26 protein-coding genes and 1 pseudogene are annotated in these 22921 nt (G+C 38.9%); 20 read left to right on the top strand and 7 right to left on the bottom strand.

The genetic code is table 11. The annotated features are described in order from the left end of the window. The 4 genes from AC1TPB_RS10640 (at position 1) to AC1TPB_RS10625 (ending at position 3906) form a co-directional block, all read left to right on the top strand. Positions 1-780, top strand: a complete 780-nt coding sequence (locus AC1TPB_RS10640; RefSeq protein WP_482076454.1) for a thiazole synthase — start codon at positions 1-3, stop codon at positions 778-780. A gap of 30 nt (positions 781-810) precedes the next feature. Beyond that, positions 811-1920, top strand: a complete 1110-nt coding sequence (thiO, locus tag AC1TPB_RS10635) for a glycine oxidase ThiO (RefSeq protein WP_482076453.1) — start codon at positions 811-813, stop codon at positions 1918-1920. Positions 1921-1989: 69 nt separating this feature from the next. Then, positions 1990-2823: a bifunctional hydroxymethylpyrimidine kinase/phosphomethylpyrimidine kinase gene (gene thiD, locus AC1TPB_RS10630; protein ID WP_482076452.1), complete on the top strand. Its 834-nt coding sequence runs from the start codon at positions 1990-1992 to the stop codon at positions 2821-2823. Positions 2824-2997: 174 nt separating this feature from the next. Continuing rightward, complete coding sequence (locus AC1TPB_RS10625; RefSeq protein ID WP_482076451.1) at positions 2998-3906, top strand: nicotianamine synthase family protein; 909 nt, start codon at positions 2998-3000, stop codon at positions 3904-3906. Positions 3907-4035: 129 nt separating this feature from the next. Here the strand turns inward: AC1TPB_RS10625 and AC1TPB_RS10620 are convergent. Next, positions 4036-4539, bottom strand: a pseudogene (locus AC1TPB_RS10620) (DUF2179 domain-containing protein); the annotation flags it as partial. Positions 4540-4784: 245 nt separating this feature from the next. Between AC1TPB_RS10620 and AC1TPB_RS10615 the strand changes: the two are divergent. From AC1TPB_RS10615 to AC1TPB_RS10555, 13 genes are all read left to right on the top strand, one after another. Then, positions 4785-4943, top strand: coding sequence for a hypothetical protein (locus AC1TPB_RS10615; RefSeq protein ID WP_482076450.1), 159 nt, complete (start codon positions 4785-4787; stop codon positions 4941-4943). Positions 4944-4985: 42 nt separating this feature from the next. Further along, positions 4986-5414: a hypothetical protein gene (locus AC1TPB_RS10610; protein ID WP_482076449.1), complete on the top strand. Its 429-nt coding sequence runs from the start codon at positions 4986-4988 to the stop codon at positions 5412-5414. Positions 5415-5781: 367 nt separating this feature from the next. Then, positions 5782-5979: a hypothetical protein gene (locus AC1TPB_RS10605; RefSeq protein WP_482076448.1), complete on the top strand. Its 198-nt coding sequence runs from the start codon at positions 5782-5784 to the stop codon at positions 5977-5979. 81 nt (positions 5980-6060) lie between these two features. Next, entirely contained in the window at positions 6061-6261 is a 201-nt protein-coding gene (locus tag AC1TPB_RS10600; protein WP_482076447.1) for a hypothetical protein, read from the top strand. A gap of 302 nt (positions 6262-6563) precedes the next feature. Then, on the top strand, positions 6564-7373 hold the full coding sequence (locus AC1TPB_RS10595; RefSeq protein ID WP_482076446.1) for a DUF4097 family beta strand repeat-containing protein: 810 nt from the start codon (positions 6564-6566) through the stop codon (positions 7371-7373). Between the two features lie 158 nt (positions 7374-7531). After that, positions 7532-8386 carry an alpha/beta fold hydrolase gene (locus tag AC1TPB_RS10590; RefSeq protein WP_482076445.1) on the top strand — a complete coding sequence of 285 codons (855 nt, stop codon included), beginning with the start codon at positions 7532-7534 and terminating at the stop codon, positions 8384-8386. A gap of 391 nt (positions 8387-8777) precedes the next feature. Beyond that, positions 8778-9485, top strand: a complete 708-nt coding sequence (locus tag AC1TPB_RS10585) for a DNA alkylation repair protein (RefSeq protein ID WP_482076444.1) — start codon at positions 8778-8780, stop codon at positions 9483-9485. 110 nt (positions 9486-9595) lie between these two features. Continuing rightward, positions 9596-10558 carry a helix-turn-helix transcriptional regulator gene (locus AC1TPB_RS10580; RefSeq protein WP_482076443.1) on the top strand — a complete coding sequence of 321 codons (963 nt, stop codon included), beginning with the start codon at positions 9596-9598 and terminating at the stop codon, positions 10556-10558. 113 nt (positions 10559-10671) lie between these two features. Further along, complete coding sequence (locus AC1TPB_RS10575; protein WP_482076598.1) at positions 10672-11295, top strand: type 1 glutamine amidotransferase family protein; 624 nt, start codon at positions 10672-10674, stop codon at positions 11293-11295. Positions 11296-11327: 32 nt separating this feature from the next. Then, the gene (locus AC1TPB_RS10570) at positions 11328-11621 is read left to right on the top strand and encodes an ArsR/SmtB family transcription factor (RefSeq protein ID WP_482076442.1); all 294 of its coding nucleotides are present in this window, start codon (positions 11328-11330) and stop codon (positions 11619-11621) included. Positions 11622-11738: 117 nt separating this feature from the next. After that, the gene (locus AC1TPB_RS10565) at positions 11739-12755 is read left to right on the top strand and encodes an NADP-dependent oxidoreductase (protein ID WP_482062987.1); all 1017 of its coding nucleotides are present in this window, start codon (positions 11739-11741) and stop codon (positions 12753-12755) included. Positions 12756-13001: 246 nt separating this feature from the next. Next, the gene (locus AC1TPB_RS10560; protein ID WP_482062986.1) at positions 13002-13193 is read left to right on the top strand and encodes a cysteine-rich CWC family protein; all 192 of its coding nucleotides are present in this window, start codon (positions 13002-13004) and stop codon (positions 13191-13193) included. 350 nt (positions 13194-13543) lie between these two features. Then, complete coding sequence (locus AC1TPB_RS10555; RefSeq protein ID WP_482076441.1) at positions 13544-13852, top strand: hypothetical protein; 309 nt, start codon at positions 13544-13546, stop codon at positions 13850-13852. Positions 13853-13871: 19 nt separating this feature from the next. Here AC1TPB_RS10555 and AC1TPB_RS10550 read toward each other — a convergent pair whose 3' ends face one another. Beyond that, positions 13872-14648: a CPBP family intramembrane glutamic endopeptidase gene (locus AC1TPB_RS10550; protein ID WP_482076440.1), complete on the bottom strand. Its 777-nt coding sequence runs from the start codon at positions 14646-14648 to the stop codon at positions 13872-13874. 111 nt (positions 14649-14759) lie between these two features. Then, a complete protein-coding gene (locus AC1TPB_RS10545; protein ID WP_482076439.1) occupies positions 14760-15569 on the bottom strand; it encodes a MerR family transcriptional regulator in 810 nt (269 codons plus the stop codon). Positions 15570-15658: 89 nt separating this feature from the next. Between AC1TPB_RS10545 and AC1TPB_RS10540 the strand changes: the two genes are divergently transcribed. After that, the gene (locus AC1TPB_RS10540) at positions 15659-15784 is read left to right on the top strand and encodes a GyrI-like domain-containing protein (protein WP_482076597.1); all 126 of its coding nucleotides are present in this window, start codon (positions 15659-15661) and stop codon (positions 15782-15784) included. Between the two features lie 245 nt (positions 15785-16029). Continuing rightward, complete coding sequence (locus tag AC1TPB_RS10535) at positions 16030-16905, top strand: DMT family transporter (protein ID WP_482076438.1); 876 nt, start codon at positions 16030-16032, stop codon at positions 16903-16905. 63 nt (positions 16906-16968) lie between these two features. On the opposite strand, the gene AC1TPB_RS10530 is transcribed toward AC1TPB_RS10535, so the two are convergent. From AC1TPB_RS10530 to AC1TPB_RS10520, 3 genes are all read right to left on the bottom strand, one after another. Further along, on the bottom strand, positions 16969-18429 hold the full coding sequence (locus AC1TPB_RS10530; RefSeq protein ID WP_482076437.1) for an MFS transporter: 1461 nt from the start codon (positions 18427-18429) through the stop codon (positions 16969-16971). 231 nt (positions 18430-18660) lie between these two features. Next, positions 18661-19395, bottom strand: a complete 735-nt coding sequence (locus tag AC1TPB_RS10525; RefSeq protein ID WP_482062967.1) for an SDR family oxidoreductase — start codon at positions 19393-19395, stop codon at positions 18661-18663. A 120-nt stretch (positions 19396-19515) separates the two neighbouring features. After that, positions 19516-20403 (bottom strand): SMP-30/gluconolactonase/LRE family protein, encoded by an 888-nt coding sequence (locus AC1TPB_RS10520; protein WP_482076436.1) that lies wholly within the window; start codon positions 20401-20403, stop codon positions 19516-19518. Between the two features lie 226 nt (positions 20404-20629). Here AC1TPB_RS10520 and AC1TPB_RS10515 point away from each other — a divergent pair, with 226 nt between their 5' ends. Then, positions 20630-21664 carry a hypothetical protein gene (locus AC1TPB_RS10515; protein ID WP_482076435.1) on the top strand — a complete coding sequence of 345 codons (1035 nt, stop codon included), beginning with the start codon at positions 20630-20632 and terminating at the stop codon, positions 21662-21664. A 287-nt stretch (positions 21665-21951) separates the two neighbouring features. On the opposite strand, the gene AC1TPB_RS10510 is transcribed toward AC1TPB_RS10515, so the two are convergent. After that, on the bottom strand, positions 21952-22833 hold the full coding sequence (locus tag AC1TPB_RS10510; RefSeq protein WP_482076434.1) for a LysR family transcriptional regulator: 882 nt from the start codon (positions 22831-22833) through the stop codon (positions 21952-21954). Positions 22834-22921: the final 88 nt, after the last annotated feature.

Raw genomic sequence — 22921 nt, 5'->3', positions numbered from 1 at the left:
ATGAAACAAGATGTTTTTCGTATTGGTAGCCAACAACTAGCTTCACGTTTTTTTATTGGCACTGGACTTTTTCCTAATCCATACGTTCAGATGGAAGCTATCAAAGCCTCAGGTGCAGAGGTGCTCACATTCGCTATTCGGCGAATCAACCTCGAATCCACGGAAGATGACTCCATCTTGCAGCATTTGCAGAATGAACCATATATCTATCTTCCAAATACATCGGGTGCGAGTACGGCCGATGAAGCTGTACGTATCGCCCGTTTGGCGCGTGCTTCCGGATTGAGCGATTGGATCAAGGTAGAGATTAGCGCGAATGAACGTACACTGCTGCCGGACCCGATTGAAACCTTAAAAGCAACAGAAATTCTTGTTAAAGAAGGCTTTACGGTTCTTCCCTATATCTCAGATGACCCTGTGATGTGCAAACGACTTGAAGAAGCTGGAGCTTCGGCAGTCATGCCGGGAGCAGCACCGATCGGTACCGGGTTGGGAATCCTCAATCCCTATAACTTAGGTTTGATCGTTGAAGAAGCGAATGTGCCTATCATCGTGGATGCCGGTCTTGGTTCTGTGAGTGATGTCACTCAGGCGATGGAGCTAGGAGTATCCGGCGTATTAATGAATACCCCTGTTGCCAAAGCAAGGGATCCTGTCGGTATGGCACAAGCGATGAGAATGGGCATTGAAGCGGGTCGGCTTGCTTATCTATCGGGTCGGATCGAGAAGAAAAAATATGCATCGGCAAGCAGTGGTTTTGAAGCGTATAAATTGAAGTAAAGTTTATTACTTAAGAGGGATGATCTTAGGATGAGAAAAAGCATAGTGATCATGGGAGGAGGAGTCATCGGTTTATCTTGTGCGTTTGAATTGCAGAGACGGGGATATCAAGTGACGGTTCTGGAAATTAATCGTTGCGGAGGACAGGCTTCCGGTGCTGCTGCCGGTATGCTTGCACCATACTCTGAGAATTTAGAAGGATCCGATGCCTTTTTTCGATTGTGTCTAGATAGTTTGCGGCTGTATCCCGATTGGCAACATAACGTAAAGCAGGTTTCCGGTCAGACATTTGAATACACGAACTCGGGAAGTCTCTATATAGCCTACCATGAGGCAGATTTACTGGCGCTGGAGGGAAGACTTCTGTGGCAGGGTCAATCCGGTTCTTCAGGTAGCATACTGGAGGGAGATGCATTATTCCGTCTGGAGCCTAAGCTATCGCGAAATGTACGGGCAGCGCTGCATACACCAGAAGAGAGTCATCTATATGCACCGCATTATGTAAGTGCGCTTGAGCATGCCTGTCGATTAATGGGAGTAATTATCTACGAGAATCTCGATAAGCTATCTGTTGTCGAGTGGCAAAGCGGAATTCTTATACAATCAACGGATCAACGGATGTTCAGCGGAGATCAATTGGTTGTTTGTTCGGGAGCATGGGCGCAAGAGCTTTCTGACACGTTCGGTATCCAAATTCCGGTATACCCGATACGCGGACAAATTTGTGCTTATGAAGTAGACGAGAACCCGGTTCAACATATGGTTTTCAGTAATCAGGGCTATTTGGTGTCAAAAGAAAATTCGACTCTAGTATGCGGAGCTTCGGAGGATGTTGCCGGCTTCGATACTTCAGTAACGGATAAGGGGATCGAGCGGCTTCGGAAATGGAATAAACAAGTGTTTCCTTTTCTAGACAACAGGAGTCCGTTCTATCGTTGGGCTGGATTACGTCCTTCTACCCAAGATGGACTGCCTCTGATCGGATCTTTGAGTAGCTCAAACAAAGTTGTACTTGCAGTTGGTCATTATCGTAACGGTATTCTGCTCAGTCCGGCAACCGCGATGTTTGTTGCTGACTGTGTAGAAGGGAAGAGGATATCTGACGATAATCAGGCTTTCTCACCAGAACGATTCTCGTAATATTATTGTTAATCCATCTATTTGAGTTTTAGAGAGTATCTTAGATTAGGTGAGGTGTTGAACGTAACTATGGAGAAACAATCAGGGCAAAAGGTTTTCCGAGCATTGACGATTGCAGGTTCTGATAGTAGCGGGGGTGCGGGCATTCAAGCGGATTTAAAGACCTTTCAGGAGCTTGGTGTCTATGGTATGACCGCGATCACTGCGGTGACTGCACAGAATACTCTTGGGGTACAGGCAGTTTATCCGCTGAACACTGAAGCAGTTGTGCAACAAATCCATGCGGTAGGTAGCGATATTGGAGTAGATGCACTTAAGACCGGGATGTTGTTTAGCAGTGAAATCATCCTTGCTGTGGCGGAAGTTATCCAGTCCTTCAGATGGACGAATGTTGTTGTAGATCCCGTGATGATAGCCAAGGGTGGTGCCGTACTGCTACAAGAAGAAGCAATTCGCGCCCTAACAAGGCAACTATTACCGCTGACTAAGGTTGTAACGCCTAACATACCGGAAGCGGAGAAACTAACTGGCATGGCTATTATTAGTAGAACAGATAAAGAGGAAGCTGCAAGGCGTCTGGCTGGCTTCGGTGCTCAATATGTCATTATTAAAGGTGGTCATGATGTGGGGGAGAAAGCCGTTGATTTGCTATTCGATGGCAGTTATTTCACTGAATTGGCAGGAAGGCGAATAGTTACGGGACACACGCATGGCACGGGGTGTACATTCTCGGCTGCTTTGGCAGCTGGACTTGCTCAGGGTTTTAATGTAGAGAGTTCTATGCAGCAGGCCAAGGCTTTTATTCAAGCGGCAATCGAAGATGGAATCTATATTGGCAACGGTCTTGGTCCGACCAACCACTGGGCATATCAGCGGAAGCAGTTGCACATGTCTAATACTTAATATTATTAATACAACCGCCGATTGAGATGCGACATGCATTTTGGTCGGCGGTTATTGTTATAGTTCAGATTAGTTGCGACTACTTAGCATGTCCATTAACCTTCTAAAACTTTGTCCTTATGAATATAGTTGGTAGTAAGAAATTAGGTGGTAGAGTGAGGGAGGAAATTGGCAATGAAGGCTTATTCAACTGGCCAGACTATACATACAGTTAATGCGCCAAGAATACAAATGGTTGACAATCTTATTGCGTTTATCCGTGATGCAAATGAATTTCTTCAGAAGGAATTAGATCTATCCCCTGCTAATCAATTAGTGACGAACATCATTAGTCAACTTTCACTTCAGTTACGTTCCCGCTATTTACCTGAGGAGATACAATCCGTTCTAAGCAACGAGTATATTCGAACGAACCAACGAAAATTGCAGGATAAGTTATCAGAAGCTGAATTTCTAGCAGAGTTAAGTCATTCTCGTAATATTTCCAAATCTGACAGTTTCGTCTTGGATACATTAAAGAGTTTGCCTTACTGGAACATTTATAAGGCGCTCGTTAGTCAGGAACTATCCATACTTCGGCAGTTCATAGGGCAGGATGATTTTACAGAGCAGTTGCCAATTGTATTTGTTGGCAGTGGGCCGATGCCGCTAAGTGCTATTATTCTACACTTATTAGGTGATATGAAAGTTGTCTGTCTGGAAATGGATTCTGTGGCTTATGATGCATCATGCTTTTTACTTGAAAGCTTGGGCTTAGCGGATAAGGTTACTGTTGTAATGGGAAATGGATCAGAATACGACTATAGCTCTTATAGCCAAATTTTTGTGGCTAGCCTCGTTCGCAATAAGTTGGAAGTGCTTGAACAAATAACTCTAACATCTTCAGATCCACTAGTAGCCGTTCGTACAGCAGAGGGAACAAGGCAAATAATATATGAAGCAATTGATGAATCGCAGTTGAACAAGCAGGGGTGGCGGATTCTAGGACGAACATCTCCTGAAGAAAATCTGGTCATCAATTCGACTTTGTTTCTGGAACGGGTAACTCCGCACATGTCGAGTGTTGCTCACTGCAAGTTATGAAAAACTAATAGTTTAGTTTCATTTTATTTTATCCGTATAATTTATGGCATCTTGAACAGATTTTTCATTTATTCCAGGTAGATGATCTTCATTTACTACAGTAATCTTTTCACCTTGTAGATGAGCTTGTTTCTTAAGGCCTTTCACCCAGAACCCGCCGTGGAAATGTTTAGGCTCATGGGAAATAATAAATGCTTTAGAATCGAAAGCTAGTATATAATTATATAGTTCCTGCTGGGTTTTCCTTCTAGTTAAAATATCCATCATAAGTCGAGGGCCATCTCTACCTTCGCCCATCCAAGAAGTGACACCAAAGCCCTCGTCCCTTAATTTATTCGGCAAAGACTCATCATATCGATTAGTAATGACTTGCACCGTTACATATCCTAGTGCTAACCACTCTTCAATCTTTGTACCTACCAAAACACCCAAAGCATAGCCAACCGCATAAGCAATGAGATTTTGAATTTTATTCAGATTATCAAGTACTAATCCTAGCCCAACAATATATATGACGACCTCTATTGTACTTAATGCCGCTGCTAAATACTTTTGGCCCTTTAACGTAAGAATCATTCGAATGGTAAAGAACGAAACATATACTATATTAATAGCAAGAATAATTAAGACCATTAAAATAATGCCCACCTCCAAATAAAGAATAATCAGTAGTTTAATAACTACTGATGTCTTCAAGTTTAACATAGTTAAGGATAATATTGACGATGCGTTCTATGGTTCAACAGCTTTACACTCAATTGGATAAGAAAAGTTAGTTTCAACCTATGTGCTACTTGTATAATTAATAGTGTTTCCAATAATTCGAACTTCTACTATTGATAAATTCCGCGCCTGCTTAGGGCTCTTCTGTCGTTATATTGGATGAGAACAATCGGATTATCGCTTCAAGTGCGAGTAGCGAGTTAACGGAAAATCTTATGTATGATCGTTTAAATACGGACAGAGGCATGCTGTATAGCAATGAAGGAAATAATGAGCTGGCGGTCTCCTATACGGCCTCATCCGTGACAGGCTAGAAGTATATAACACTGACGCCTGCCAAGGTATTCAATCAGAAGATGGAGGATATAAAGCGTTTAATTTATTTGAGCGTAATTTTATGTCTTGTTGTCGGCGGCTCTAATGAATATTCATTTCTAGAAGAGACGATTAAAAGTGCTTTTCATGAAAAGGAAGAAATCAGCAAGCGCTTGAAGCGTCATAACGATATGGTACGCTCACATTTTCTATCCGGTCTGCTCAAGGGGCGAGTGGAAACTAGCGTGTCGCTCCATGATTCGCTTTCAGCTCATGCGATAGATTTCAGGGGTCCATTGTACGCGGTAATTTTATTTTACATTGAAGATCACGGGAAATACGGAAGTGATGAAGATTCGCTTGAAGGCTCTTCGAAAAAACGGCTGCTCCATTTTTTATCACGAATGTGGTGGAAGAGACCTCAAGAGGAAACAATGATGCTTATATGGTTGATATGGATGACTCCTTAGCCTGTATTATTAATTTCCGTGGAGATTATGATAAATATGTAATGCGAATAGTGAACATAAAAATACATCCCAATTGTTAGTTGAATATAACAATTGGGATGCAGAGTTTAATGATACTACTTTAAAATATTGTTTTACTTCTTACAGATGTTCTTCAGAATTATTTTATTAAACAGCAGTAGAGATATATAGTGAGTAAACGGCATTTTGTGTCACGTTCATATCTAGATATATTGAAATTGCATCGTTTCTTGTGACAGGGTTTCCAACTATATTGCTGGTCCATCTGACAGTTGCGCTAGGTGTTACAGCATAAGCAGTACTATCAGAAACACGTACAGGTTGTGCTCCTACATCGGTAGGTCTAATGGAGAAGACTATGGTTCCGGAAAGTTCAGCTGTAGTTGTTAGAGTAATTGTAGATATGATGTTGCCTACTACTGGTGCAGCTGCATTATTAATAACATCGAAACATACTTGGAATAGGTACGTTCCAACAGGTAAGTTGTTTACAGATATTGCTCCTGAAAAAGCAACTACGCTGCCATCTGCAGCATCCACATAAGGTATTGCATTGGAAAGTGCCCCAGGAGATCCTGCTATACGTTGAAATCCTACATTATTACCACCATAGTTAATAACTTTCGTGAAATTAGTCGGTGTTGGACCCGTAGCACCTGTCGATCCAGTAGCTCCATCAGCACCGTCTAAGCCATCAATACCGTTAGATCCTCTAAATCCTCTAGGTCCTCTCTTACAATCATTACATTTCTTACATCAATTACATCTTTTTCCGTTTTCACAACACTCTGATGTCGTATTAGAGGATATTGGTGTACAACTGTGAGAATGCTTTTTTTTTCTTTTTTCTGCACATATATGAGTGTAGTTCCGGCCCATTGGCATAAACATTTCGTTTCAGTTATATTTTATTTAATTGATCCAATTATATTACCTCCTATTTGCTATGAATTAATATTATGAATTGAAACATACTTTGCTCACGGCGATGAGTGGAAATAAACGAATGTCCAGTAAAGGTAGGGTACCCGCCTAAGGTCTGGCTATAATCTAGCCGAGGGTCTGTTTTGCTTTCTCTAATTCATGTTATAATGTAGAAAAATATGGTTGTAAATAGGAGAAGAGAGCATGAGGTCATATCAAATAATAAGTAGGTTATTAGTGGTTGTACTACTGGCAGTCAGCATGACAGGTTGCGGTTCATTCACTGAAAAAGTTGGAAATTCTGTCATTGGTGAAGGTTCTGGATCAGGCGAACTTATTAGCTTAGGAAAAGAGTCATTCAAGAGTGAGGATTTTGATAAGATTCATATTAAAGCGGATGCGATGGCAATATTCATTATAAGAAGTACAACGGATAATGCGGAAGTGGAATTGCTTGTAGATGACACGATTGAAAGTCGATTTACTTTAGAGGCTTCGATTCAATCTAGTAAATTAAATATTAATGTAAAGGAAAAAGGAAATAGAGGTAGTATGATCAATAACTCAAAAGGTGAAAGGAAGCTGAATATCTCGTTGCCTAATAAAGTATTTGATCAATTGGCGATCAACAATAATTTTGGTCCAATAGAAGTTGTTGATTTGAATGCGGAGAGTGTGGATATAACAGTTGATGCGGGTTCCATTCAGTTGAAGGGTGTAATTGGAGAAATGAATCTTGAAGTAGATGCTGGTCAGATTGTAGTAGAAGAGTTTAGCCTGGAAAACAATTTGACTGCAAAAACGGATGCAGGAGCAATAACAATTGAATTGAAAGAATCTCCAGAGTCGGCTGAAATTAATCTAGCTAGCGAAATTGGTGCAGTGAATGCGAATTTGGAAGGTGTCGACTATAGTGTTAATTCGTCCAATAAAAAGGTAGGGTCGATTGGAACAAATGGTTATTCTATAAAAGCATCTACATCGGTAGGGAATATTCAAGTCAATTCAAAATAAGGATCAAAGACCTGTATTCGGTATTCTATCTGACTCAGGTCTTTTAATTTTGCAGCGACAGTAGAAAAAATGGGGAGTGTGGCTGTTTAGTGGGATCGATCTTTAGGAATGAAGCAGCTGAAAGTGAGTACTATCATTGTTACGAGAGAAGTTTAGCAATGTTTGAAATGGATTTCACCTCACTTAATATCCCAACATCATTCGGAGAAACGCATATACTTTGCTTTGGAGATACGAATAAGAAACCGTTGTTGCTTCTTCATGGAATGACTATGAGCAGTATAATGTGGTATCCCAATATGAAGCAATTGGTTCAAGAGCGTTCCGTGTATGCTATTGATGTTATTGGTGATTTTGGGAAAAGTAAGCCAGAGGCTGCCATAAAAAGTAGGAAGGACGCACAACTGTGGCTTCTTGAAGTATTAAGTGGTCTATCGTTCGAAAAAGTAGATTTGGCAGGACACTCGATGGGCGGATTCTTATCTTTAAATTTTGCTCTAGTCTATCCGGAACGCATATCCAAGCTGATGCTTTATGCTCCTGCAGGATCTTTTCATAGAATAAGCCCAAAATTTTTCATGAAGATTTATCCGGCACTATTGTTTCATTCAGAGAGGTCGATTGACAATGCCTTTAAATGGTTCTCAGGCATGGGGGAGATCCTCCCACCAGTTTTTCGCGCTCAAGTTATCGCAGGTTATCGTCATGCGAAACCGCTTATGCAAGTGATGCCATCCCTATTTTCCAAAGAGGAATTTCATGGCTACCAGATTCCTACTTTGCTCCTTATTGGAGACAAAGAGGTAATATACCCCGCGAAGAAGGTGATAGCAATAGCAAAAGAATGTATTCCAAATCTTGAGACGCATTTAATTACTGGAGCTAGTCATTCGCTAACGATGGAGCATGCTGAAATCGTAAACAAAATAACTCTTGAATTTTTACGTAATGAAGGTGCAGATAGCGTGGAGACGCATATCGATCATAGTGAAAGTGAAATAATGAGTTACTAGTCTATTAATGATAATAGTTAAGCAACCTTATACAATGAGCTGATGCTCACTGCATAAGGTTATTTTTATTTGCTTTTGTTTCGATAATCCCGATAAAATAAATGATTTTGAGCAAAATAAGTATAAATTTCCACTTGCCGCTTGAAAACGAAATCGAAATAATCAGGGTAATATATATGATTACTTAATATTGTGAACAGCAGCTTTTGGCAGAGAAATATGCTAAAGTTGAAGCACCTATTCAGGTCATGGAGCAAGGTTTTACTCCATGCTAGAGCAATTTACGCTTGTAGATCCAAAGCAATAAAAAAATAGGCATCCAGTAGCTCTGCTACTGAAATGATGGCCTTTACCCTAAGGATGAAATCTCTGAGACGAAGGAGTGTTAACTATGGATTTAAAAACGGTTATGCAGGAACTTGAAGCTCTCGGCAAGGAAAGAACGAAGAAAATCTACCAATCCAATGGAGCGCTTGAACCGCTTTTTGGCGTAGCTACAGGTCAAATGAAGCCTATTTTCAAAAAAATAAAAATAAATCAACCGTTGGCTGAGCAACTTTACGCTACAGGAAACTACGACGCCATGTATTTTGCCGGAATTATTGCAGATCCCCAAGCGATGACTGAAGCGGATTTTGACCGTTGGATCGATGGAGCTTATTTTTATATGCTGTCCGATTTTGTAGTTGCCGTAACTTTAGCAGAAGCAGATATTGCCCAAGAAGTAGCTGATAAGTGGATTGCAAGCGGCAAAGAACTGAAAATGTCAGCGGGCTGGAGTTGTTACTGCTGGCTTTTGGGCAATCGCCCAGATTATGAATTTTCCGAAAGCAAAATAGCTAATATGCTTAAAATGGTGGAAAGTGCGATTCACGATGCTCCCGAACGAGCAAAGTACGCCATGAATGAGTTTATTTACACTGTAGCAGTGTCCTATTTACCTCTACATGAAATGGCGATCGAGACCGCGCAGACAGTAGGTCCTGTTGCGATCAAACAAGATAAGAAAAAAGACAAAAATTTGATCGCTTCAGAACGTATTCAAAAGTTCGTAGATAAAAGGAAGCCTGGTTTCAAACGTAAACATGTTAGATGTTGAGGATTTCTTCGAGGATTGTATTGAAGCATGAAGCTTGAGTTCAATGATCAACACTTAAAGCATACGAAGTATCTAATATTAAGTTTTAATAAAAGATGAGGGTTTATGTTATGCCAAAAAACGATAATATGCTGGCAATTCTTTGGATGCTGAATTCGGGCGTGAAAATGACGGCAAAACAAATATCAGAAAAGTTAGAAATAAATATAAGAACAGTTTATCGGTATATTGATGCATTATGTGCAAGTGGAGTGCCTATAATATCCGACGCAGGTCATAATGGGGGGTATAGCTTACTGAATAATTTTATTAGAGCACCTCTATTATTTGACTTTGAAGAGAAAAAGGCACTCCTTCATGCTTCAGTTTTTGCAAAAGAAGCCGGATACCCTTTGAGTGAGGCATTAGGCAATGCGACTTCAAAATTAAAAATGTATTCTAATGAGAAGCAGGAAAGTTTACTTAATCATCAATTATCCGGATTTGAAGTTATAAACCACAAGGGAGATCCTTCTGTTCAGCTGATATTGGCGGAATTGGAGTATGCTGTAGCAAATGAAATCTCTGTAGAAATTGATTATCGTACAAGCCGTGAAGAACAACCCAAGAATAGGGTGATAGATCCTTATGGAATAGTTTATTGGAACAATAAATGGTATACGGTTGCATATTGCCACTTAAGGAATGAGATTCGCAGCTTTCGGGCAGATAGAATTCTTCAAATCAAGCGTGCTCATATTATGTTTAAGCGTCCCGAAAAATTTTCGGCCCGTGAATTTTTTATGCAAAATCTATTACCTGATTCGATGGGTAAGGATAGCTTAATTACTTTAATTATTAGAGGCGGGTCTGAGGCACTTGATGATTTATGCCTACATTGGTATTTAGGGCATTATCTGCAAGAACGGACGTCAAATCAGGCGATCTTTTTACTCGAAGATGAAGCAATTCATGCCTTTGTTCCTTATCTTTTCTTAACGTACGGGAAATCCATTCAAGTAATCGAACCGCAAAGTTTAAAGGGGAAACATGTTACTATTGCGTCGGATTTACTGGAATATTATCGACTTTAATAGCTTCACTGACAGTAGATGTCAGTGAAGCTATTTTATAATGAAGATAATCAATGATTACCGATGAATGGTTCGTATCATTTGATGAATTAGAAAATAAGGAGAGCATGCAAATGAATAGTACGGTATATCTCTATGTATTTGACACAATGGCAGATTGGGAAATAGGTTACTTAACTGCCGAATTGAACTCGGGAAGATACTATAAAAAGGGGCTGGCCCCATCAAAAATAGTTACCGTGGGAATTGAAAAGACTCCGGTAACTACAATGGGCGGATTGAAAATACTACCTGACGTTAAGCTGAATGAGTGCAGCATTGAAAGCATAGATATATTGATTTTACCCGGTGGAGATACATGGTTAGAAGAAATTCACCAACCCATCTTAAAAACCGCCCAGAGGTGTTTACAGGAAGGGATATTGGTTGCAGCGATTTGTGGTGCTACAATGGGTCTTGCCCAGACAGGATTGTTGAATTCACGCCCGCATACAAGCAATGATTTGGAATACCTTAAAATGAGCTGTCCTATGTACACTGGCGAAAAGTATTACAACGTGGAGTCTGTTGTAACGGATGGAAAACTGATCACTGCATCTGGAATAGCTCCGCTAGAGTTTTCTGTTCATGTCTTGAAAGCTCTCGGTGTGTTCACTTCAGAAACATTAGATGCCTGGTACAGTCTTAATAAGACACATGAGTCCCAATATTTCTATAAGTTGATGATGAAAGTTTGACAATTAAAGCTCAATAAGAGTAGGATAGTTTTATGACTATTCAACAATTATTAGAAGAAGATGAGAAGCGAGTACTCATTTTTAAAGCTCTTGCAGAGAAAAAGCGAATTGAGATTATACGTCACTTACTTACCGAATCTAGCCGTAACAGCTGTGGCGAGATTGGAACAATAATGAATACGGATAAATCCAACATCACTTATCATCTTAAAATTATGAATGATGCTGGACTCATTAGAGTCGTTCGTGAAGGGCAGAAAAAAATGATTTATTTGCGAGATGATGTATTTCAAGTATATTTACCAGGTTTCTTGGACAGTCTATAAGATGTCAAGAAACCTTATTTTTCATTAAATAGTTTGAAAGTATTATAACTATTTAACAGTAATTCGACTACTACTATTATAGAATTGTTAAATTTATTAAGAAAAGAGTGATTGTATATGATGAACAAAATGATTACGTTACGTACTCGTCCGCAAGGATGGCCAACAAACGAAACGTTCGAATTTAAGGAAATGCCTGTAAACCAACCTGAAGATGGACAAATTGTCGTTCGTTCGCTGTACTTTTCCGTTGACCCATATATGCGAGGTAGAATGAACGATGGAAAATCTTATATACCGCCTTATAAATTAGGTGAGGCCATCGTTGGCGGTGTAGTTGGAGAGGTTATTGAATCACGAACTGAAAAGTTTAGTCCTGGTGATAAAGTAATGGGATATTTAGGATGGAGGCTATATAACGTTGTTGATCCGACGGAAGTTCGCCTAATCGATGAGAATATAGCACCGTTGTCTGCTTACTTGGGTGTAATTGGGATGACTGGTTTAACAGCTTATTTTGGATTAATGGATATTGGTAAGCCAAAGGCTGGAGAGACTGTTGTTGTTTCAGGTGCTGCAGGGGCAGTAGGATCTATTGTAGGCCAGATTGCTAAAATTCAGGGAGCTCGCGTTGTAGGTATTGCAGGTTCAGATGAGAAGACTAAGCTACTTACTAATAAGTTTGGCTTTGATGCGGCAGTTAATTACAAAACTTCTTCTGACCTCCAAGCAGCAATCGCACAAGCTTGTCCAGATGGCGTTGATGTCTACTTTGATAATGTTGGCGGTGATGTAACTGATGCAGTTATGAGCTTGCTGAACGACTATGCTAGAATTCCGCTCTGTGGTTCAATCTCCTCTTACAATAAGGAGCCGGGTACTGATTTACGACCTAGCATATTAACGCAGCTAATTAAAACTCGTTCGATGATTAAAGGTTTCGTGCTTAGCGACTATTCAGACCGTCTAGGCGAGGGAGCTCAACATCTTGGAAAATGGATGATGGAAGGTAAGTTGAAATACGAGGAAACGATTATTGAAGGATTTGACCGAATTCCAGAAGCATTCTTAGAGTTATTCAAAGGAACGAATGTAGGGAAAATGCTTGTCAAAGTAACAGCTGATGAAGGTTAACTTCTAAAAAACTAACTAGAATAACGTCGATAAGAAAGTAACTTTTATGCGGGATTATGGCGGAGGCATCATTAAAAATCAGAAACAAATGGACCACATCACAAAAATGTGGTTTATTTGTTGTAGTGCGCCACGCATGGGTAGATGTGTTTTCACAAAAATATTGGACACCTGGTATAATCTTAATAGGACTCATATAAAAAGAATAATATGCGAAGCGATATAGTGCAATAATGGGGTGATGGTATGACAGAAGTAACTGCTAATAAATGTCCAATTTGCAGTAATGATAATAAATGCGGCAATCTTACAAGTGAATCGAATGACAAATGCTGGTGTAGTGCAGAGAGCTTCTCCAAAGAGTTATTAGCAATGATACCAGCAGATCAATTGGGTAAATCATGTGTTTGTAAAGACTGCCTTATCAAGAAGAGTTGAGGTGATACAATCATCCAAAAGAGGTAACTTCTTGATTGTTGTTATAAAAATTGTTACTATCAATATATTAAATTATATAAAATTTTCCATACTACTCTAAAGTGTTGGGGCATTTAAATGAGATTGTTGCCAATGCATTGAAAAACAATTATCTGCCACAATATGAGCTCGTTGGCGCAATGGGAAGGAATCCTGAGCGGCCTCACCTCAAGCGATTAGAGATTACACCGAAACCATACTAAAAGGTGGCTCCAACTTGGTCGTATTGTCTATTGGACCATTTTTTACATGTAAATTAATAGATGTTAAATTAGATCTAATAGACTATTATTAACAATGGAGTGGTAGCAATGAGAGTAGGGTATAGCATTTTAAAGGAAATAAATATTAATTCTGATGATGTTGTCGCCACTAACTATGGATTAAAGGATATTGAGTTTGAACGAATGATTAAGCTGCTCGAAAAACAAGGCTATATTGAGCGCGTGTTAAGAGCTGGAGATAACTTTTCGTTAAAGCCAGCCCGGTTAACTGAAAAAGGTAAACATTTTTTAATTGAACATTCTCAGCTGGAGGACGAATATCCGAATACAAAAGAATTATTAAAAGAATGGGTGCAAGTAGACAAGTTAAAGTGTTCAAATGGGGCAGGAGCATAATGAGATCCCTTATATTCAATTAGTTATATAAGCACTTTTTATAATTAACTAGTACTAAAATTACAGCCACTATTAAATATAATCCAGAGGTAACTGTAAGGGTATTAAGTACGTTTCCAACTTGAATGGCCATAAAATAATTGAAAAGTTGGTGAATCATAATAGGAATAATGAGATTATGATTCAAGTTGTAAGATGCAGTTATGATGATTGAGATAGCGACAATACCACCTAAGAAACAAATGATATATTGCACCAATTGTAATCCTGTGAACCCTGACATAAGCCATAATGGTGTATGCCAGAAACCCCAAGCAAATCCAACGATAATGGCTGATTTTAATGGACTGAATCTTTTTTGAAATTCAGTTAATACGAATCCCCTCCACCCTAATTCTTCACCGAGTGGTCCTAAAATTAAATTGTATCCAAATATGATAATAAGTGAAGTCCACGAAGCAGTTAATTGTTCATTTATGGGTACATTCCATATTTTATTAGTAATGATTAGACTACCAATTAAAATCAAAAATTGAATAAGAACGACACATAACACCGTTGATATTCTAATTTTTTCTCTAAATTGGCTTTTTACAAAGTCCCACAGCTTCCTTTGAGGATAGATTCTACGGAACATTATTACGAAAACAAATGTAGCCGTCCATGATGATAGTACGATTAATATGCTTGCTACAGGTTGAGACTTTAATAGAGTCATCGTCAGCCCAATAACAAGAAGAAAACCAAAGAACATGACATAGGTCCATAAAATATACTTTTTTACTACTTTGCTCAAACTAAACACCCTCCTAAAATATAAAAAACCAATAGAACAGTTTGCACTTGTTCCATTGGTATTAAAAATAAACTATGGTGTTACCCCCAGGTCAATATCAATAAAAAATATTTACTCGTCTTCAACTGGAATATATATTTCTAAGAAGGCACGTTCTTTGTCATCTAGATATGTTATAAGTCGAGTATTAACAAAAGCAACCCCTTTGGGCTGAAGTCCTTGCTTGCTTCCCCATTCTAAAGTAGCTGCAAATACTTTATCTTTAATATCATTATTTCCATTCTGATACCGGCCATCCTCAACGATCGTATAGATACATTTAGAATATTGTAAATAACATTCGCTTGTTTCGTTATGTATTGTTTCATGCTTTTCTACAATATACATCTTGGAATCTAGCAACCCATTTTCATCAAAAGTAAATGTTCTCATGATTTTACTAAGAATATCGTCCTTCATCATATCTATATTTTCCAAAACGGAAGGATACTCTAGAAAGGAAAAAAAGTCGGAAAACTCACCGATTACTTCATAGGTTGGCAATTCCCTTATCGAGTAGTGGTTTAAATGTTCATTCAATTGCTCGCAGAATGCTTTTGTTTCCTTTATTTTTTGAAGCATGTATATGTTATTTCGTATCGTTTCTTCTAATTGTTCGGCTTTAATGTCTAATAAGGTTTCCAGTTCTTCTATTGCTCTTCCTTCTTGGAGTTTTCTAACTTCTTTCATCGATAAGTTTCTCTTTTTATAAAAATCTGCAACTAATAAGGTATAAATATCATATTCATTATACTGCCGATAATTATTTGTTTCATCATGGTTTGGTTTTACAATACCTTGTGCTTCGTAATATCTCAGTGCATCTCTTGATACACCTAGAAATTCTAACAATTGACTTGTTCTATATGTATTCTTTTCCATTTCATATTGACCTCCTAAAGGTATGCTATATGAATTAAGCAAAAAATGTTTTATTTATTATCAATATATACTAAAACGATTGGAAGTGCATATATAGTGAGTGGTTCCCAATAGCCAATTATAAGCAAGTTCAAGGTCCTCAGTTCGAACTATACGGTACAGCTGAGAGTGGAAATGAGTTTTGTGAAGTGTGGATTCCTGTTATGAAGAAATAAATGATCAATCTTATATCAAGGGACGGATCCTTTGCATGTATGATGACATGAAGTTATAATGAGATACAAGGAAAAGTAGATAGTTGCTGAACCTCAGCTTAGCACTAGCGTTCAAATATTTCGAAGTAAAGAGCTTTCGTAATATGATCGAATACAGACCGCGTACCTTGGAGCAAGGGGCGGTCTTTTTTGTAGTTTTGCAGCAGATAGAGAAATACAACTATATTTTAAGGAGGGAAATGTTGATGTTTAGAGCTTATTTATGGCTAACGTTATGCGTAATCATATGGGGAAGCAATTTCGTGTTTGGAAAGATTTTAGTAGAAGATTTCTCTCCATCTTTGTTAACATCGTTAAGACTATTATTTATTGTCATATTTTTAGTTGGTTTATCGTTTTATAAGAAAGGTTTCCGACGAGTCAATAAAAAAGACTTACTTTCAATTTTATTATTAGGCGTTATAGGTGTGTTTATCAATCAATGGTCCTTTTTTGCTGGTTTACAAACTGCTGATCCGACAACATCGGCGTTAATATTAGCAACGACACCTATTTTAACAGGCTTTTTGGCAGCCGTTTTCTTGAAAGAAAAACTTACGATACGAATGCTGCTAGGCTCCATTGTTGCTATTCTAGGTATTTATTTTGTTGTAGCAAAAGGTAGCTTATCTTCTGTGCATTTGGATAAAGGGTTACTGTGGATTGTTGTAACGATGGTAACATTTTCAATTATGATTGTTATGACAAGAGTGCTATCGCAAAGAATGGATCCATTAACGATTACTTTATATTCGAATGTAGTAGGATTTATTGTCTCTATACCATTTGTGTTTGTACTGGATACTCCTATACGAATGAGTACTGATAGTTATAATTGGGCTCTGCTAATCGGAACAGCCATAGTTGTACACGGTATAGCAGCACTTATTTGGAATAACAATATACGGCATGTTGATGCCTCGAAAGCTTCGATGCTATCTAATTTAGAACCTTTTGTAGCAATGATTATGGGATTGATCTTATTGTATAAACCAATCGCTGGAGTAGAAATATTAGGCTCCTTGTTCATTATTAGCGGAGTTGTGTTATCTACGTATCAGCGAAAAAAGCACTTCGGCTAATATCGAAGTGCTTTACGTTTTCCAGTAGCAACTTTGTACATATCCCTTTATTTTTGTGAAAACTTAATAATTCAACGCAACATCCTTTTTCTTATTAACGATGATATATGCAGCAAATAGTAGTAGTAAAATTCCGGTAAATATAAAACCTTCGATTATAGATAAAGGCAGCCAGCCTAATATGGAAGAGCCAGCAACAACACCTAGTGAGAAAGCGGCATAGAAATAGCCGTAAGCTTTTCCGCGAAGCTCCGCTGGGGTAGCTTTAATGAGCATCGTATTAATAGATGGGAACAATAGCGCAAAGCCTATGCCATATAGAGCTAATACGCCATGAAGTGCTAGCGTCGTCGTTGATTGGCTAATAAGTAGCTGACTTACCCCCATAAGGAAAATACCAATTGCCATCGTAATAGATGGGGCGATCCGATCGAAAATTCGATTAGTCGGTAGTACAAAGATTAGTACAGCAATAACTCCGAATGTACTCAGCAATGTACCACTTAATCTTGAATCATATCCGAGTGTTTGTACATGTAATGGTAGTAAATAAGCGATCACGCCTTGTGAGAACATTAAGAAAAAAGCTCCTAAATAAGCTTTTAATACTCCTGCATTGAACATTGAGCCAGATACCTGCACGCTAGTCTCAGCTTGATCTTTTTTCGTTAGTTTATAATTGCGAAGAAAAATAATTGATAGTATCGCAAGTACAAGGCCTAGTAGAGCTACGCATGTAAACACGAACGGAACGGATTGTTTGCTTGCTACTATACCACTGAAAGCTGGACCGATGATGGCAGCTAGTCCGACAAATGTACCGGTAAAGGCTACTTTTTTTCCTTGTTGTCCATTGATCGCAGTATTGGCCGAGAAAGTGAACGCAGCAGGAACAATGAGACCAGCGACAAAGCCATGAATAATTCGTACAATAATTAATAATGCAGGCGAATCAACGAATTGATAAAGCAGTAAAGCAATGCTTGTTAAGAGCAAGCCAATCATCATTATTTTAAAGGGACCAACTCTATCGGTCAAAACTCCAGATAAAATATTGCCGAATGTATTGGTCAAAGAGTATAGCCCTACGATAAATCCGACAAGAAACGTACTAGCGCCAACCGAGGCAGCAAAGGTACTCATGACGGGAAGCTGGGCGAACAAATCAATAAAAGAAAAGAATACAATACTATAGACGATTAACGCATAGTTGAATGGCTTTACACTATATTTTACTTGTGCTTGTTTAAGCTTCCATTCCAGTATAAAGTTAGCGAATGGTATAAAGGCTGCCACCATTGCAGCAGCAGGCCAAAGCAAGCTCCACTGCACTCGAATGACAGTCAGTAAAATAGCTAGTAAATATATTACAAAAATCCCACCGTGAATACTGCCCATAATCGTCACAGCTTGGTCTATTCCCCAAATGTATTTCAAGGGCATAGCGATACCTAATAATATAAGTAATGAAATACCGTCTAGCAGACCAGTTATACGTAAAAAGTAAATCGGATGTACTTTCACTTGATATGCTCCTAATATATATTAAACTACAACTTCTATTCTAACATTGGATGATGGCAGTAGAATAGAGAAGATTGCAGATCTTTAAGAACATACTCTGAACATAATTTGAATTTATGATGAACGATATCAATCTGTAACGTATTGGTGCAATGAAGGAATATGGGAGCGTAGACTCTATTCGTCTAATTAATCATAGGAATGTTTTTAGATTTTTTACTGTAACAATAACTAACTGTGCTTCAAGATACGTTCTGCAAGTGCAGGGGAAATGCGATTAATTATTATTAGCCATTTCACTTTGCCAATCGGAATTTCCAATCGATCTTTCTTGAAAAATGTAAGGAATTGAGCTGCAAGCTGATCTGGTGAAATTTTGTTGGATTCTCTGCCTTTTGTCATATTGGTATCGACAACAGGTGGAATAATCTCAAATACTTTTATATTCGTATGTTCTAGCTGATAACGCAATGCTTTAGTGAAAATATGCAGTCCTGCCTTCGTTGCGCAGTATATGGGGGCGGATTTTTTCGGGACGAGCGCTAATCCGGAGGTTATATTAACGACTGCGGCTTCACTCTGCGAAGCAAGTAGCGGAAGTAGCTGCGAGGTTAGTTTAATGGGAGCATTCAAATTAATAGCTATTTCTTCGTCCACTTGCTGGGAAGTATGAGTACCATCTATAGCAGCATAATTATATTGGATACCTGCATTGTTAATAATAATATTGAGCTTAGGATGGTTGTGTTGCAGTTGGTCGATGAGCAACTGCAAATCTGCCTCTATTCCAACATTACAAACATAAGTCGTGATGCTCGGATATTGTAATTGTAATTGAATCAACTTATGTTCATCTCTGCCGACTACGATAAGCTCGTTATTATATTGAATAAATTGTTCTGTTAACGCCCGCCCAATGCCAGAGGCACCACCTGTTATTAAAATAGTATGACCTGTAAGCTTCAAAAAAATCTCCCCTTTCTCTACTCAAATGTAGAGGATAGAGGAGGTTTTTTCATTAACCTATGTTAATTTCCCACGGATTCTACTTAACGCGACAGGAGTAATTCCGAGATAGGATGCGCTTTAACCTATAAACATAGTAGACGGTGTACCTTTAATACCGAGCTTTATACTGAATAGCCCACCAGCTTCAGGCTGTTTCAACAACTCTTCCTCACTAAGCCCAACACGAGCGGTAGTAATATACAAGGTGTCTAGTTCAGTTCCGCCAAATGTGCAAGAAGTAACTTGGGAAGCGGGAACAGCAACAGATTGCAGCAATTGTCCGTTCAGAGGATTCCATCTTGTCACGCACCAGCCACCCCAATGTGCAACCCATAGCATTCCTTCGGCATCGATAGTCATACCGTCGGGAGAGCCAGGCTGATCTCCGATATCTACGACAACTCGGCGATTACTTATATGCCCAGTATCTAGATTGTAGTCAAACGCAACTACTTTTCTCGTTGGTGTATCGATAAAGTACATTGTATTGCCTTCGGCAGACCAGGCTAGTCCATTGGATATGCTGACATCTGTTAGCAGCGTCTCAATATGGTGTGCGCTATTCATACTATAAAGTGAACCTTTCGCTTGTTGATTAGACAAAGACATCGTACCTGCTAGATAACGACCTCTAGGGTCACATTTACCATCATTGAATCGATTATCTGTTACATTAGCTTCCACTTCAGCTAGAAGCGTTAATTCTTTTGTTGCTAGATCATAGCTATAGAAACCATCCTGTAGCGTTAATACGATACCGCCTGATTGTCTTGGAGCAAGAGAGCTGATATAGGGCTCAATCGTAATCATTTCATCATCCTGCGGCTGATCGGGATGATGGATATGTAAGCGATGTCCTAAAATATCAAGCCAATATAGCTGGTTCGTTGCTGCATTCCAAACAGGTCCTTCTCCAAGTGATGCCTTCGCATTGCATACTAAAGTAACATTTGTCGACGTGCTCATCAATAACCCCTCATTTCAATTATAAAGTGATATGTACATCCAATTGTGCAATAGATTGAATGAACATACAATACCAACCACGTTTTATGTTTATTTCAAATTATTGGAACAAAAATAAATACTACATCGTCTAATGTATGTAATCTGCAATAGGTTTGGCTTCCGAAGCAACTTTGCTTGTTGGGTAATCATTTGGAAGATGAATGAAAATATAGGAGGGATAGTTGTGCAATTATTTAGAAGTAATAAGTTTTGGTTAGTGCTTGCGATTGTTATTATCTTCAGTGGCTTCATGGTGTGGATCGTCACGCAAAACGTTCAGAGTAAATTATTGAGCGGTGAAGCTGAACCCGAAGCAACATCGACAGTTGTTCTTACCGATAATAATGAGCAGGTGGAAGAAGAGGCTACTAACGGGCCAACGGAGGTAGCGGACATTACTACACTAACGCCAGCAGATGAGCTTGCACCGCAATATTTAACAGGCTCACTCCAGGATGATCCATCGTATGATGAAGAGGAGATTGAATCAATCACAATACAGTACGGAAGTAACGAACCTTACACAATACCAAAGAATAGAGAGTATGTCATCCTCCAAAGTTTATATTGGATAGATTTATTGGTAGCTGAAGCAAAGGATCAAACAATAACAGATGATAATATTATGATCAATATTAATAGCGTCGACAAAGTGGTTGCAGTCCCGTACAACATTACCCAAAATACGTTTCAGCTAGGTAACAAACTGTACTATGCTAGTGATGGAGTTGCAATGCTGATGTATGGACAGTTCAAACAAGATTCACAACTAGCAATGATAGATCGAATTTACGCTGTTGCCTGGGAAGAGTCTAGAGAAAGTGAAGCTAGAGTCGATGAAAGCTTTCAATATGATTATGATCAATTAAAGATCGATGACATGGATTTCCATGGTTGGAAGCAGCACTTATCGAATGATTCTAATTATGTTACTATCGCTAACTATTATGATGATGGAACGTATACAGTTTCCGGCATTCGACATTACGAAGATCTTGCTATTGTATCACAGCGTGAAGTTTTGTTCATATCAGATAGCGTATCAACAAAGGATGGCATTAAGATTGGACTAACGAGAGAAGAAGTGCTGACAACACTCGGCAAACCGAATTTGGAACGCGAATCTCAATGGAGCTATCAGATCGGCGACTATTTGAAATTCCATCTTTATTTTGAAAATAATAAAGTAATAATGATGAGTCTTACATTGCCGCTATAGCTTGACTTGTTCTTATCCTTTATTTTTGGTTCAACGCAGAATCAGTGCTCAACGAGACCAAAGCTTCACTGAATCGGACACAGAAGCCCTTATTTATAAATTTTCAGGTCAAATGGAAATCTAACGGACACAGAAGTCGTTATTTGTCCTAAATGGAGCCCGAATGCATTCATTGCAGTGGAATAAGCGCAACTGTGTCCGTTAAGATCGAAAATAGAGGCATATACAGCAAATAAGGCCTCTGGAGTCCGCTATCGATCGGAACGGTGATTAGTTCTCGTAGCGCCCTATTTAATATAGTCAATAAAATTACTTGCTGCACTCGAAAGTGGCAGATTACGCATAATCATTAAGCCTACTTGAGATGGAGGGAGGTGCACATCTAATTGTATCTCAAATAATGATCCATCTTCTAGCTCCTTTGAAACGAATTCCCTCGTTACATAAGATATGCCAATTCCTTTACGGGCAAACTCGATTAAGAGATCGACACTTCCAACTTCGATCGCTGGTTTGAGCTCATAGCCGTACCCTTGCATTAATTCGGTAATCGCCATTCGTGCCCGACTATTACGTGAAAATAGAATAAGCGGGTATTGAATAAGTTTATCTAGCGAAAGTACGACATCCTTAAGCTCAGCATAACTAGCACCCGCCACAAAGCAATCCTGTAGCTGAATCCCTTCCTTAAGTTCCAACTGTGGATCGACGATTGGCATGCGGACAACGCCTAAGTCGATTTTCCCTTCTTTCAAAAACGCAATAATTTCTGGTGTCGTTCCATGAATCAAATGAAGCTTAATGGCAGGGTGATCACGGTGGAATTGTTCTAAATAAGCGAGTAAATAATGTTTGAACAAAGAATCACTTCCGCCAATCCGTAATTCTCCACTCTCCAAATTTTTCAGTGCAGCTAATTTCTCTTCTGCTAAAGTAATTAGAATTTGAGATTGTTCAATATAAGAATAAAGGACGCTGCCTTCTGAAGTCAGCGTAACCCCTTTAGAAGTTCGATAAAACAAAGTCATCCCAAAGCTATCTTCAAGCTGTTTGATGGCATGACTAACGCTAGGTTGTGTAATATATAGCAGCTTACCAGCTTTAGTAAAGCTACCTGTTTTCGCAGCCCAGTAGAAAACTTTATACAGCTCATAATTGGTCATAGACATGGTCTATAGCTCCTGTCCGATATATTGATTACTTGTATAGGTGTTATTTGTATTATAATTGAACAAATAGAGAGAAGCTAGTAGACAC

The organism is Paenibacillus sp. Y951 (genome assembly GCF_056786395.1).
The sequence above is the reverse complement of the archived record's forward strand: the minus strand, read 5'-3'. Positions and strand labels throughout refer to the sequence as shown.